Annotated in this window: 12 protein-coding genes and 2 tRNA genes; 5 read left to right on the top strand and 9 right to left on the bottom strand. The window is 38.7% G+C overall.

What is annotated here, in order from left to right:
• The first annotated feature begins 73 nt into the window (after window positions 1–73).
• From IPJ83_00235 to IPJ83_00225, 3 genes are all read left to right on the top strand, one after another.
• A complete protein-coding gene (locus IPJ83_00235; protein MBK7878974.1) occupies window positions 74–628 on the top strand; it encodes a hypothetical protein in 555 nt (184 codons plus the stop codon).
• A 30-nt stretch (window positions 629–658) separates the two neighbouring features.
• Entirely contained in the window at window positions 659–2,800 is a 2,142-nt protein-coding gene (locus IPJ83_00230) for a hypothetical protein (protein ID MBK7878973.1), read from the top strand.
• A 176-nt stretch (window positions 2,801–2,976) separates the two neighbouring features.
• On the top strand, window positions 2,977–3,474 hold the full coding sequence (locus IPJ83_00225) for a hypothetical protein (protein MBK7878972.1): 498 nt from the start codon (window positions 2,977–2,979) through the stop codon (window positions 3,472–3,474).
• A gap of 305 nt (window positions 3,475–3,779) precedes the next feature.
• Here the strand turns inward: IPJ83_00225 and IPJ83_00220 are convergent.
• The 3 genes from IPJ83_00220 to IPJ83_00210 form a co-directional block, all read right to left on the bottom strand.
• Window positions 3,780–3,852 (bottom strand) — tRNA-Arg (locus tag IPJ83_00220).
• A gap of 64 nt (window positions 3,853–3,916) precedes the next feature.
• A tRNA-Val gene (locus IPJ83_00215) sits at window positions 3,917–3,991 on the bottom strand.
• 185 nt (window positions 3,992–4,176) lie between these two features.
• Window positions 4,177–5,613 (bottom strand): hypothetical protein, encoded by a 1,437-nt coding sequence (locus tag IPJ83_00210; protein ID MBK7878971.1) that lies wholly within the window; start codon window positions 5,611–5,613, stop codon window positions 4,177–4,179.
• A gap of 42 nt (window positions 5,614–5,655) precedes the next feature.
• On the opposite strand from IPJ83_00210, the gene ftcD reads away from it, so the two are divergent.
• Window positions 5,656–7,344 carry a glutamate formimidoyltransferase gene (gene ftcD, locus IPJ83_00205; GenBank protein MBK7878970.1) on the top strand — a complete coding sequence of 563 codons (1,689 nt, stop codon included), beginning with the start codon at window positions 5,656–5,658 and terminating at the stop codon, window positions 7,342–7,344.
• An 81-nt stretch (window positions 7,345–7,425) separates the two neighbouring features.
• On the opposite strand, the gene IPJ83_00200 is transcribed toward ftcD, so the two are convergent.
• From IPJ83_00200 to IPJ83_00175, 6 genes are all read right to left on the bottom strand, one after another.
• Complete coding sequence (locus IPJ83_00200) at window positions 7,426–8,454, bottom strand: DUF2279 domain-containing protein (protein ID MBK7878969.1); 1,029 nt, start codon at window positions 8,452–8,454, stop codon at window positions 7,426–7,428.
• A 12-nt stretch (window positions 8,455–8,466) separates the two neighbouring features.
• Window positions 8,467–9,780: an adenosylhomocysteinase gene (locus tag IPJ83_00195; protein ID MBK7878968.1), complete on the bottom strand. Its 1,314-nt coding sequence runs from the start codon at window positions 9,778–9,780 to the stop codon at window positions 8,467–8,469.
• A 153-nt stretch (window positions 9,781–9,933) separates the two neighbouring features.
• Window positions 9,934–10,311, bottom strand: coding sequence for a CrcB family protein (locus tag IPJ83_00190; GenBank protein ID MBK7878967.1), 378 nt, complete (start codon window positions 10,309–10,311; stop codon window positions 9,934–9,936).
• Window positions 10,312–10,321: 10 nt separating this feature from the next.
• On the bottom strand, window positions 10,322–11,377 hold the full coding sequence (locus IPJ83_00185; protein MBK7878966.1) for an undecaprenyl/decaprenyl-phosphate alpha-N-acetylglucosaminyl 1-phosphate transferase: 1,056 nt from the start codon (window positions 11,375–11,377) through the stop codon (window positions 10,322–10,324).
• 81 nt (window positions 11,378–11,458) lie between these two features.
• Complete coding sequence (locus tag IPJ83_00180) at window positions 11,459–11,686, bottom strand: DUF2905 domain-containing protein (protein ID MBK7878965.1); 228 nt, start codon at window positions 11,684–11,686, stop codon at window positions 11,459–11,461.
• A 1-nt stretch (window position 11,687) separates the two neighbouring features.
• Window positions 11,688–12,260 carry an aminoacyl-tRNA hydrolase gene (locus IPJ83_00175; GenBank protein MBK7878964.1) on the bottom strand — a complete coding sequence of 191 codons (573 nt, stop codon included), beginning with the start codon at window positions 12,258–12,260 and terminating at the stop codon, window positions 11,688–11,690.
• A gap of 76 nt (window positions 12,261–12,336) precedes the next feature.
• Here IPJ83_00175 and IPJ83_00170 point away from each other — a divergent pair, with 76 nt between their 5' ends.
• Window positions 12,337–13,356: an SPASM domain-containing protein gene (locus IPJ83_00170; GenBank protein MBK7878963.1), complete on the top strand. Its 1,020-nt coding sequence runs from the start codon at window positions 12,337–12,339 to the stop codon at window positions 13,354–13,356.
• The last annotated feature ends 39 nt before the right edge of the window (window positions 13,357–13,395 follow it).

Raw genomic sequence — 13,395 nt, 5'->3', positions numbered from 1 at the left:
AATAAATTGGTTTTCCAATATCCATTTTATTTCAATTATTTTTTTTTAATTAAAAATTATAAAACAAAATTTTATGAAAAAAATATTTCGACTTAGGATTGCTTATTTATGTGTCATTAGTTTCCATTTGGTTTTACTGACGAGTTTAGAAAGTAAACTTTTGGGACAAGTATTGATTCCTGCTATTTGTAATGAATCACCTGGTGCAAGATGGACTACTTATATGGATTGGATAAAACCTACTGCACCAGTTACCAATGGTTTGGTATTCAGTTTGCAGAAATACAATCTTGGTAGTATAGCATTAAGTGCATCCGCAATTCTTACAAACACGCACAATTTGACAGCCACGGGGAATGTATCTTTTATACTTTCAGACCGTGTGGGAAACAGTTGTTTAAAAGAAAAAAATATCTCTCTGAGAAACCCTGTGACATGTGCTACTCAATTGGTCACGATTAGCGGACAATTTGGAATGGGAGGAAATCCAACACCTACTCCTGGGTTCATCACTTTAAATGGTCAATTATATAAGTATCAGGCATCAAGTGGAGACATTCATTCTTTTAAGCGAGAAGGTATAAATGAACTATTAGTTATCCACATTAAAAGAACCTCAGTCAATTAATTTTTTTAAAATCGTTATAAAAAATTTCCAATGAAAAAAAATGCTTTTATTTTTAAACCCGACACGATGAACTTATTTAAGTTCTTGTGTGCTTTTTTCTTTTTCATTTTGAGTATTTCATTGCATGCTCAAGACAAAGAATTTAGAATTAAATATCCTAGTGGCTTGATATTCCAAGAGGGTAAACTGATTACCAACCTACAATGTGGTCCAGTCATACAAGTTACAACTTATGATGTCAAGGGAAGGATCATCAAGAAGGAAGATTGGCAAAATGGCAAAAGATGCGGACCTACAAAGGTGTATGACAACGGAATTATGATAAAAGACATAGTTTTTAAACAAAACCTTTTAGAGTCTTATATATCATATATTGATGGCAAGGTAAATTGTCAAATTTCAGCAGACAGGAATAAGATCATACATAATGGAAAAATTGTAGATATTAAATGGAGTAAATTCTATCATGTGATAGATGACAAGAAGTTTATGTTTTTCGATAAAAAATCATTTGTGGATATTTTTAGGGCGATAATGATTCCTGAGGACATGACACAGGTTCTAGCGGATATTTCAGCTTTGTTCAACGGAAAAGATGTTCCCGGAAAGAATGCGGTTGTCGGAGGCTGTGGATCTAGTGCCTCAGTAGTCAATGACCTTGGTGCGGATTTTAAAAGTACAGATTCTCAAGGAAAGAAAAAATCTGCTGACGCAGGTGCTACGGTTTTAAATGCTTGCTCTGCGTCAAGAAACGCGGGATTGACAGCACCTTTTAACGGTAAGACAGGCGGAGCAGCACGTTCTGCAAGAATTGATCAAGCCAGATCAGCCATGGATAATATGATCGCAAATTGCGGATCCACGGGATCGAATCTGACATCAGGTGGTATGGTTTCTATGAGTGGTTTTGAAGGGACAGTGGTTAATTTTGCTTATGACTTAGCGGTATCAGGTGAAGCCGTTGTTGAAGTGGTTGAATCTGCCGAAGCGATCGAAGCAACTGCTGCAGGATTTGAATCTGCCGGAACTGCTGGAATGCATTCCTCGTTAGGGGTAAGGCTTGCTAAGGCGGGTGAAATCACCACGAAAGTTGCCAGACCTTTAGCTGCAGCTGCAGCAGATGCCACCGCTGGTGCAACTGCTGGAGCAGCAGGTACAACTGCAGGAGCGGGTGCAACTACTGGAACCGCAGCTACTGGAACTGCAACTGGTACTACCGCTGCAGCAGGTACTGGCATTGCAACAACAGTTGCAGCCACAGGCTTGGTCATTGTAGGAGCAGTCCTTACTGGTGCTATTATTTATCAAGGAATTAAATCATTTTTTGCATACAAGGATGCTCAAGTGACAGATGCAGTAGGTGCTCAGGCAGATGCAGACTTGGCAAAATTACGCGCATCTGAAAAAGCAAAAGAGACTGCTTCCAGAGATGCCAAAAATGCCAACCCTCCCCCAAAAAGAGGAGGTGGTGCATCCACACCATTGCCTCCAGGAATGGATTCTGATAACGGTTGCGAACGTTTGAAAAGATTCAAACAATATTGCGACAACAATGGATGGAACACTCATGAATGTGAAAAAATGGCTGGTTTATTCGGCGAATGTGGTGGAGATATGTCGGAAATGTATATTTCTGGCGATGGTAACGTCGGTGTTTATAATTGTGCAGGAGTTTCTGATGCTGATATTGCGAAAAAAGAATGCGCTAAAAGAGGAATGATTGGAATGCCAACTGCTGGTGGGGCCCTGTGTAGATCTAAAGGTGGATTCAACGGAGCTTTTCCACCGGGCAACGATCCGAATGTGATTAATCCAACGCGTGGTGATTTCAGTACCGTTTTCAACAATACATCTGTAAAAGTGATGGGCAGTAGCACAGAATTATCAAGCAATTTGAAAAGTTCATCTAAGAAAACCATGGTAGTCTTTATGGATCCTGACTGTCCTTCCTGTAAAACCATGAGTAATACCTTGAAATCTCCTGAGGTACAAAGTGCCGCAGCAAACGTGAATATTCTGGTCATCGATGGTACTCTGGCACCTGAAGTTATACGTGACTATAAGATCTCGGCTTACCCATCCACGATGTTGATTAGCAATGGCAAAGTGTCTCCTATAACTATTGGAAGCATGTCTTCAAATGAAGCAGTAAATTTTATAAAAGCGGACTAATTCTTTTAAAATATGATGTGTGTTAAAACCTTCTTCAATTTTAACACACATCATTTTAACATTCTTTCGATTTAAAAAATTGAATAATTTAAAAGAAGATTTTTAAAAGTTACCTTATCGCTCTTTTTAATAAATAGTTTAATAATAGTATGCAAAACAAATTTTTATTTTATTTAATGGGATTATTATTTATCTCTTTCAATTCATTTGCAAAAGCACAAGAAACTTTTTCTGGCGGTCAGGGGATATATCCTAATATTTTACTAAGTGATTTGCAATTGGATAAAATTTCTGGATCAAAGATATCTTTTCGGTTTAAGGTGCTGAATCAAACCAAAAATTCTTTCTCCTTAGAAGACATTCAAATGATTATTGAGAAAGGAGTTCCTGTTATAAATACTAATGATTTCCAGGTTCATTCATATGATTATAGCGAATTATTCAGTGCACCTTTATCAGATGCACGTTTTGTGATTCGCAATGATCCGCGTATAATTGCCCCTCGACAATCATTTTCAGTTAAAGTCTTAGTTGATTACGGAGAAGGACAACCCGCATCCGGATCTTGTCATTTTCTAAGAGTAAAGGTCTTGGAAAATCCAAATCCAAGGACACTTCCAAATTTTTATGTCCAAACAAAAATTAGGAATTCAAGAAGTACTTGCGATCAATGATTTTGAAATTTTATATACCTGGAAAGTAAATCATCTTTATAGAAGTAATTTCTTTTTAAAATTCAGAGATATTTTTCAAAAGGGATGATCAAATAATTTTTTGTTGTCTCCGAATAATAAGTAAACGATTAAAAAATGTGCGACGTAAAAGAAGCAATTAAATCGAAATATTGATTCTCTTAATACTAATAAATATAAATAGTGTTAAAATCAAAATATTGTGATTACTTTTTACTTCCCAAATTGGATATGGACACTGCGTTCTGCATGAAAAATTATTATATAATTATTACCATCGAAAAGAGTGACCGGGGAAGGAATCGAACCCTCACCATCAGAGCCGAAATCTGATATTCTAATCCGTTGAACTACCCGGCCAAGGAAATAAAAAAGCCTCGCACAACACCCCAAAAAACCGGAGATCGTTATTGCGAGGCTTGAGTGGGAGCTACTGGGTTCGAACCAGTGACCCTCTGCTTGTAAGGCAGATGCTCTGAACCAGCTGAGCTAAGCTCCCATATAAATTGTAGAATCAATTTTTGGCAACCAAAACCCTAAGTACTTTTACATTTTCAACTTCAGTTTGAATGTTGACCCCATTGGGTTAATTTGGGGATGCAAATATAGGATTTCCCGTTTTCTTTTCATTCCTGATTATTAAATTTTATTAATTATATATGTAAACCATTTGTTTAGAATATATTATAATAAATTTAATCGGACCAAACTCATCTTTCCGTTGTTCTCACTGGGCACAATAAGGGTCGTTTCGTCAATTTGGATGGCATCCGTAATCCGAAGATTCAGCTTGGTGTTGCTGGTATTTAATACACTCTTCCGGTTGATCCGCCCATCAGGAAGTAAGAGGTATTGAGAAACGGTGGACTCATTTTTAATTTCATCGTTAAACAAGATTCTCAAAAACGATCGATTGGTGAAAATGAAGAAGGATGAATACAATCCATCGTCATCCTGTGAAAATTGTTTTTTCCGAAGTATATTTTCCCACTGTTTTTCACCATTCGGGCTAAAACAGACAACAAATATGTCATCAAAATAATAATCAACCCACCTCATGGTGCCGATACCTGAATTATCCAAAGTATTATTGAAATAAGGCCTTCTGGATAGTTCTTTACTGTTTTCCATAAACACGAGAGAGGACCCATCTTCTTTGAAACATATTTTTTTGATGGCAAAGTTTAAGGAGGAGACGGAAGATTTTTTGCTCTTTCCCGTCCACTCTTTTAATTTTTCCTTATCGAATTCAATCATGTGCAGCTCTTCCCCATTACTCAGATTCTGAATCAAGTAACCGTCGGCATATTGCTCGTTTTTTTCTTTGTACAATCCAGCCAAGTATAGGTTTTTATTGAAATTATTGTAATTGATGTCCAGATCATAAATGTCAAATCCTTCCTTTAGCACAACTTCTTTGTTGAGGATTTGCCTTCCCAATTGGTCAACTCCCTGGATTTTAATGATGGATTTATCTCTGAAACCAGGATGTTCGTCATTCATCCACAATAAATAAAAATTGCCATCATCTCCAAGTGATGCTTTTTCTACATTTTCATTTTCTGAATCAAAAAGTTCCTCTGCTGGTTTGGCTAAAAATTCTTCAGGATGGAAGCGATTAAAGACACAAATCCATTTAATATTTTTCCGGTCGTTAAAACTCATGGAAACCCATTTCTGATTATCCGAACTGATGAGATTAAACTCGAGAGGATATTCAATAACAGTTTTTACCGGCAGAACCAACTCCTGCTTTAGAATTCCGTTTTGATCGTAAGTACCGTAAAAAATTTCAACCTTGTTTTCTACTTTGGTCAAATAAAGAATACCGATGTCATTGCCATGAGTGTAGGTATCGAGAATCCGCCACTTACGCCCTTTGAGCTCCAAATCCTTTTCAACTGTCCAACTCATGTCTGGTCGAAGGTTCTGGATCGTCAACTTATATGATTTATCTCTGATCACACTTACTTCTTTACCAAATGGAAGGATGTAGTAAGCAAAATCATTTCTTAAATTGATTTCAGGTGAAATTTCAAAATTTTGCCCGTAGGCTGAACCCTTCCAGCAGAGCACCAGAAACCAAAAGGAAAGAAAATGACAGGTTTTAAAGTTCAGCATTATGGTAGAATAGATACTTTTGCACCGGTTAAGATAGAACGTATGAATCAGAAACCCATTATAGAATGTGTTCCAAATTTCAGTGAAGGTAGGAATCCTGAAATTATCCAACAAATTGCCAGGACGATTGAAAGTGTGCGTGGCGTAAAATTACTGAATATAGATCCTGGGGCATCAACCAACAGAACGGTGATTACCTTCGCTGGTGCTCCCGAAGATGTCATAGAAGCAGCTTTTCAAGCCATCCGCATAGCCTCCCAACTGATCGATATGAGACAACACAAAGGGGAACATCCAAGGATGGGGGCGACCGATGTTTGTCCCCTGATACCTATTTCAGGAATTAACCTGGAGGAAACTGCTGTTTATGCTAAAAAGTTGGGGGAGAGAGTAGGCAAAGAACTTAAAATTCCGGTATATCTGTACGAAGCAGCAGCTTCAGCACCGCATCGCCGCAATCTGGCTGAAATTCGATCAGGAGAATATGAGGGCTTTGCTGAAAAGATGAAACAGAAAGCCTGGAAACCGGATTATGGACCTTCTGAATTTAATGTCCTGGCTGGGGCTACTGTAATCGGGGCCAGGGATTTTCTGATTGCCTACAATGTAAATTTAAACTCAAAGTCCGTCCGTCTGGCCAATGAAGTGGCTTATGATATTCGCGAAAACGGAAGACCAAAAAGAGATCCGGAGACTCAAAAGCTTTTGAAAAATGAGTCTGGAGAAATTGAAAGGATCCCGGGTTCATGTCCCGGAGTAAAGGCTATTGGCTGGTATATTGAAGAGTATGGCTATGCCCAGATCTCCATGAATCTAACAGATTTGCATAAAACACCGTTACACATCGCTTTTGAGGAATGCAGGCGTTCTGCGGAACAATATGGTCTGATAGTTACCGGATCGGAGCTTGTAGGACTCGTTCCAAAGAAAGCACTTATCGATTGTGGTAAATACTTCCTGAATAAGCAGAAAAGATCACTTGGCGTTACAGAAGAAGAATTGATTCAAATAGCCATCCAATCCTTAGGACTGAATTCAGTTTCCGTTTTTTTACCCAACCAAAGAATTATAGAAAATATGCTTGAAGATAAAAAATTTCCTCTTGCCAGTCTATCGTTGAAAAAATTTGCTGAAGAAACAGCGTCAGACAGTCCTGCTCCGGGTGGGGGTTCTGTGAGTGCATATGCCGCCACCATGGGGGCTTCGCTTGCTACCATGGTAGCCAACCTTACGGCACATAAGAAAGGATATGAAGATAAACTGAGTTATTTTTCAGAGATAGCTTCTAAGGGTATGCAATTGAGTAAAGAACTATTGGAATTGGTCGATGAAGATACCGCCGCCTTTAATATGATTATGGAGGCTTTCCGACTTCCAAAAGTGACCCCGGAGGATAAAAAGGCCAGAAAAAAAGCAATTAAAAAAGCTACCATAGTAGCCATAGAAGTACCTCTGAAAACCATTAAACTGGCAAGTTTGGCAATGCCTCTTGCCAAAGCAATGGTGGAAAATGGCAACCCAAATTCGATCTCTGATGCAGGTGTAGGTGCTCTTTGCCTGGAGGCTGCCATAAAAGGAGCCGCATTAAATGTTAAAATCAATGCTTCAGGATTGGAGGATCAGGATTTGAAGAAGAAATATTTTGAAGAAGCCGATGAATATGTAAAATCTGCTGAAGAAGAAACCAAATCAGTCTTGGCCATGGTAAATGAATTTATCAGCAGGTCTTAACTCATCTTTCTGGGGCTCGAGTTATTTACATCCAAGCCCCTAATTTGCGGGAATATTTTTCTTTCTGGTAATAGGTATATTTCAAAAATATAACCAATGCCCTTTCAACTTTCCAAGACTATTAAATTCCAGTGCGGGAAATGGAAACTTGAAAATGTTTAGTATGCGGAAGACGGATCTGAGGTAAGGATTTTTTACAGGTATTTTTCTGAGATCTATATCCAGTGAAAGTAAGTATTGAGCATAGCGTGGATATTCTAAGGCATCCAGCTTTCTGAATGTCCCATCCTTTTCTACCCATTCATTGCGATAGCCGCCATAAAGGTTGTTTGCACCATAACCTAAGGCAATGTTGAGGAACATTGGCCAGTATTTTTTCGAAGTTCCACTCCAATGGACAGGATTGAAGGAAAGCCAGTATGTCTGCGCATTATAATCCTTTAACAATCGTTCGCCAAGGCTTGTCCCGAACAACTCATCAGCCCGTGGGTGAAGTACTGGTTGCCTGGAATATTTTATGGGGTAAGATGAAAATTTTAAATAAAATTTTTGCTCGTTCCAGAGGGCTTCCTGGACAACAAAAAGCCCACCTCCGATTCCATTAGCGGCCATATCAGGCCATGAAAAACCCCATTTGGGACTGAAGCCATCGTATAATTCGATGGTCGACTGGAACAACATAGAGATCCCTACTCCATACAATAAAGCATGTCGTTTATTTATTCCGGTCCAACGTGCTCCCTGATAAATCAGATCACTTTGAAAAAACCCATTGTATAAATGACCCATTTTATCCATATGGCGCCATTCATTCCAATCGTTGAACTGTCTGAATTTTCCTAAATTTTGATTTCGGTACCATGCAAAATAGAGTCCTGCAGAAAATCCAGTATAGCTTAGAGCAGAGAAACCCCCTGCTAAAAATACCCTTTTCTTAACAAGGCTGTCAGCCGGTCTCAGGAAAGAGGAAGCAGAATTTTGGGCATTTAAATTATGGCAAACAATAAAGAGAATGAATAAAAGTCTCTGTGCCAATTGAGACGGGCTGTTTGGATTAAAAAAAAATCCGCAGCAAGTCCTTTGCTGCGGATTGAATTCAGATTTTGTCACCTGATATTTTTATTAATAGCGGTAGTATTCCGGTTTATAAGGACCTTCCTTCTTTACCCCAATATAATTTGCCTGATGATCCTCCAGTGTTTCCAGTTCGACACCAATTTTATCCAGGTGTAATCTGGCTACCTGCTCATCCAAATGTTTTGGCAAAGTGTACACTTTGTTTTCATAGCTGCCATGATTAGACCACAACTCCATCTGAGCAATAACCTGATTGGTGAAAGAATTGGACATTACAAAAGATGGATGTCCTGTAGCACAACCTAAATTAACCAACCTTCCTTCTGCGAGCAGAATAATGTCTTTACCATCTACGGTATATTTATCCACCTGAGGCTTAATTTCAACCTTGCTGTTTCCGTAATTGGTATTTAACCAGGCTACATCAATTTCATTATCAAAATGTCCGATGTTACAGACCACCGTTTTGTCTTTCATCAATTTGAAATGTCGTCCTACAAGGATATCACGGTTTCCGGTTGCGGTCACAACTATGTTTGCCATCCTAACCGCATTATCCATTTTAAGAACCTGATATCCATCCATGGCTGCCTGTAATGCGCAGATAGGATCGATTTCGGTAACAATCACTCTGCAACCAGCACCTCTAAGTGAAGCAGCAGAACCTTTTCCCACATCGCCATATCCTGCAACCACGGCAACTTTTCCGGCCATCATTAAATCAGTGGCTCTGCGAATGGCATCCACACAGGATTCTTTGCAACCGTATTTGTTGTCAAATTTTGACTTTGTAACCGAGTCATTGATGTTGATTGCAGGCATGCTCAAGGTACCTTTTTGTACTCTTTCATACAATCTCAAAACCCCAGTCGTGGTTTCTTCAGAAATTCCCCTGATTCCGGCAATCAATTCAGGAAATCTATCCAAAACCATATTGGTTAGATCACCACCGTCATCGAGGATCATATTTAGTGGCTGACCGTCTTTAAACGCAAACAATGTTTGTTCGATACACCAGTCAAATTCTTCATTGTTCATTCCCTTCCAGGCATAAACCGGAATTCCTCTTGCGGCGATAGCGGCTGCGGCGTGGTCCTGAGTAGAGAAGATGTTACAAGAGGACCAGCTGACCTCAGCACCCAGCTCGATCAATGTTTCTATCAATACTGCAGTCTGGATAGTCATGTGAAGACAACCTGCAATTCTGGCTCCGCTAAGGGGTTTTACCTTACCGTATTTTTCTCTTAGAGACATCAAACCCGGCATTTCAGCTTCGGCAAGTTCAATCTCTTTTCTTCCCCAATCTGCAAGATTGAGGTCTTTTACTTTAAATTTCAGTTGATTAGCAACTTGTTCCATCAATTATTTATTTATTTTTTTGCAAAGTTAATTAATAAATATCAGTCTGTATTTTGGCTGGTAGTTTATATAAATGAATAGGAATCTAATTGGTTGTAAGTTTCAATAGCTTTCTTGTAATGATTACATTTAATTTTAAATAATTTAATAGGCTTACCAATATAATTTCGACAGGAAATACCCACCTGCTACTGCTGCCAGACATGCGATCACACTAATCATGGCATATCCTGCAGCCCACAACCACTCTCCATTTCTTAGCAATAAAAAGTTTTCAAAACTGAAAGCGGAAAAAGTGCTGAATCCTCCGCAAAATCCAACCATCAATAGGGTACGTATCCATTCTTTTTCCGGATGTGCAATGTAGCGGTACATGAGAAATCCCAGGATGCATGAGGCTAAAATATTTACCAGAAGGGTAGGTACCATAAATAACTTTGGATGAGAAAAAGTGATGACCCCAAGGCTATATCGCAAACAACAACCGGTACCTCCACCTATAAAAACCAAGAGAAAATGGTATACGCTCAAAGCATTTATTTTATAACAACAATCCTGTGGATTTACGTCTGACCAAAAAATGAATTGCAGCTGAAAAGACAAATCCCAACAACAGAATCATCAATAATAAATTGAAATTACCTATTTCAAGTAAACTGAATGTCAACATGATTACCAGAGTATTGACTGAAATCAAAATCGAAGTCGCCTGAAGGTGATTCATCCCCAATGAAATCAATACATGATGTATGTGCTGCTTATCCGGAGTAAAAGGTGACCGCCCATTGAATATTCTGATGATGAATACACGCAAAGTGTCGTATAACGGAATGAAAAGAATAGCAATGGCAAATGCTGGTGCGGAAACAATTTTAAGTTCAGATGGCTCCATGGTTTTATTTACCTCAATAAAGCTGATCGCAAGAATAGCACAAATAGTACCGACCAGCATAGATCCTGTATCCCCCATAAAGATTTTAGCAGGACTGATGTTGAATTTCATAAAGGCAACTAAAGAACCTACCAATGCAAAAGATATGATGCTCAGTACCACCTGATCTGTTTCTTTAAACCAATAACCCAGGGTCACGCATATCAAAACACCTGTGCTGGCACAAAGTGTGTTGATGCCATCGATCAAATTAAATGCGTTGATGATGACTAAGATGGTAAACAAAGAAAAGACAATACTAAACCACAAGGGAAGTTCCTGAATACCAAGAATTCCATAAAAGCTTGTAATTCTGACATTGGCTTTAAAAACCAAAATTGCCGCCGCGAACACCTGACCTAGAATTTTCTTGTAAGGAGTTAGTGGCAGAATATCATCTTTTGCACCCACTAAAAATATAATGACAAATGCGCAGAGTATATATTGAAGATTACCGAAAACCTGAAACGGAGTCCAAAGTATGATACTGAACACTACACCAGCGAATATCCCAATACCACCCAGGGTCGGAATACTTTTACTGTGTGAGGTGCGTTCTCCGGGTTCGTCTGTCAGTTTTTTAACTTTAGCTATATTGATGATCGACGGAATGGCGATATAGGTAAGGATAAAAGCAGTTAAAAAACAAAGTATAATCTGATACATAATCCCTGTTAGGATCAACAAAGATCGAAAATATTATAATTATTTATATATATTATTTTAAATAATCCGGATTCAGCTTGCTTATTGACTCAGAAATCTGACCAGCCTGACAATTAAATTTAACAAAATGGAAAACAAAATCATTGTACTCAATGGAAAGTAAAAACTAAAACCTTCCTTTTTGAAGGCAATGTCACCGGGCAAATGACCGATCCATTTCAAATATGGGCCTAAAAAATAAATGATAAGAGCCGCAATCAACAATAAAATACCGGTTAAAGCAAACCATTTGGCGATTTCGGGGTTCATTTTATTCTACCTTTTTAGCATTGAATTTATTCATCGCATTGGACATCCCTTCTGCACAAAAACTCAAACAGGTATCTGCACATAGTTTTAGAATTTCCGGCATTTTGGCGGCTTCAGATTCTGACCATTTACCCAAAACATAATTAACCTGACGACCTTTTGAAAAATTAGCGCCAATGCCTACCCTCAAACGTGGATACTGATTTGTAGCCAATTGAAGATCTATATCTTTAAGTCCATTATGCCCGCCGTCAGAACCCCCGGCCCTGAGTCTTATACTGCCAAACTCAATATTCAAATCATCCAGGATTACAAGAAGATTACTAAGTTCCACCTTCTCTTTCGTTAACCAGTAGCGAACCGCTTTGCCACTAAGATTCATATAGGTGGTTGGTTTAATCAGGATCAACTGATGGCCTTTATGTTTAATTACCGAACGATGACAGTGGGTATCCTGACTCCAGGAAGCCTCTGCATTTCCAGCAAGTTCGTCCACCACTTCAAAACCAACATTGTGTCTGGTTCCGAAATAATCAATATGCATGTTCCCCAAACCAGCGATCAGAAACTTCATTCCCTATTTTTTTGCAAATATAAGGGATTCAAAAAGCAGGCGATCAATTTCTGCTTTATTACCATCTTTGTTAGTGATGAGGCAAGATTACCTGGAAGGATTAATATTTTTAAAGAAGTGGACTCTTCGGAAAGCCATGAATACATTCAAGGTCTGGACTTCTTTCAGGATCTCCAAAATGAGTGGCAAGTCCATCCACTGGGGAATGCCGGTGACCGTTGCGATAGAGCCCACCACTGCTTGTAATTTAAGGTGTCCGGAATGTCCCAGTGGACTGAGGGCATTTACAAGACCTACAGGAAATCTAAGGTTAGATCAATTTAAGCAATACCTGGATCCATTGAAAAATCACTTGTCCAATTTGATTTTTTATTTTCAGGGAGAACCATTTATTAATCCTGAATTACTGAACATGGTTCGTCATGCCCACCAGTTAAATATTTATACTTCCAGTTCTACCAATGCACATTTTTTAGATGAAGACACTTGTGAAAAAATTGTTCGCAGTGGACTGGACAGGCTGATATTGTCTATTGACGGACTTACGCAGGAAAGTTATGAACAATACAGAATTGGCGGGGATCTTGTTAAGGTGTTGCAAGGCACAAAAAATCTGGTGGCTGCAAAGGAAAAGCTAAAATCCAAAACACCTTTTTTGGTATTTCAATTTTTAGTGGTGAGACACAATGAACATGAAATTGAAGAATTAAAAACTTTGGCGAAAGAATTGGGCGTAGATAAAATTGAATTAAAAACTGCACAGGTGTACAACTATGTCCATGGTTCTAAGCTTATTCCGGAACAGGAGGTATACAGCCGTTATCAGAAAAAAGAAGATGGCACATTCCAAATAAAAAATCCGCTACACAATGAATGCTGGAGAATGTGGCAGGGTTGTGTGATTACCTGGGACGGCAGAGTAGTACCATGTTGTTTTGATAAGGATGCAGACCATCAATTAGGCAAATTGGCGACCAGTGATTTTCTCAGCATTTGGAGAGGTAAAAATTATAAAGCATTCCGACAATCCATTCTTAAAGGGAGAGATCAAATAGATATTTGCAGAAATTGTACGGAAGGAACTACTACAGGCTGATCAGATTTTTCTTTGCAAAGCATTTCGTGACAAAAAAAA

It is taken from the genome of Candidatus Vicinibacter proximus (genome assembly GCA_016713905.1).
GTDB classification, from domain to species: Bacteria; Bacteroidota; Bacteroidia; order Chitinophagales; family Saprospiraceae; genus Vicinibacter; species Vicinibacter proximus.
The sequence above is the reverse complement of the archived record's forward strand: the minus strand, read 5'-3'. Positions and strand labels throughout refer to the sequence as shown.

What these genes read in the sequence shown, in the direction of transcription:
- IPJ83_00235 (MBK7878974.1), top strand. Translation starts at nt 74, where the DNA reads ATGAAAAAAATATTTCGACTTAGGATTGCTTATTTATGTGTCATTAGT.
- IPJ83_00230 (MBK7878973.1), top strand. Translation starts at nt 659, where the DNA reads ATGAAAAAAAATGCTTTTATTTTTAAACCCGACACGATGAACTTATTT.
- IPJ83_00225 (MBK7878972.1), top strand. Translation starts at nt 2,977, where the DNA reads ATGGGATTATTATTTATCTCTTTCAATTCATTTGCAAAAGCACAAGAA.
- IPJ83_00210 (MBK7878971.1), bottom strand. Translation starts at nt 5,613, where the DNA reads ATGCTGAACTTTAAAACCTGTCATTTTCTTTCCTTTTGGTTTCTGGTG.
- ftcD (MBK7878970.1), top strand. Translation starts at nt 5,656, where the DNA reads ATGAATCAGAAACCCATTATAGAATGTGTTCCAAATTTCAGTGAAGGT.
- IPJ83_00195 (MBK7878968.1), bottom strand. Translation starts at nt 9,780, where the DNA reads ATGGAACAAGTTGCTAATCAACTGAAATTTAAAGTAAAAGACCTCAAT.
- IPJ83_00185 (MBK7878966.1), bottom strand. Translation starts at nt 11,377, where the DNA reads ATGTATCAGATTATACTTTGTTTTTTAACTGCTTTTATCCTTACCTAT.
- IPJ83_00180 (MBK7878965.1), bottom strand. Translation starts at nt 11,686, where the DNA reads ATGAACCCCGAAATCGCCAAATGGTTTGCTTTAACCGGTATTTTATTG.
- IPJ83_00175 (MBK7878964.1), bottom strand. Translation starts at nt 12,260, where the DNA reads ATGAAGTTTCTGATCGCTGGTTTGGGGAACATGCATATTGATTATTTC.
- IPJ83_00170 (MBK7878963.1), top strand. Translation starts at nt 12,337, where the DNA reads ATGAGGCAAGATTACCTGGAAGGATTAATATTTTTAAAGAAGTGGACT.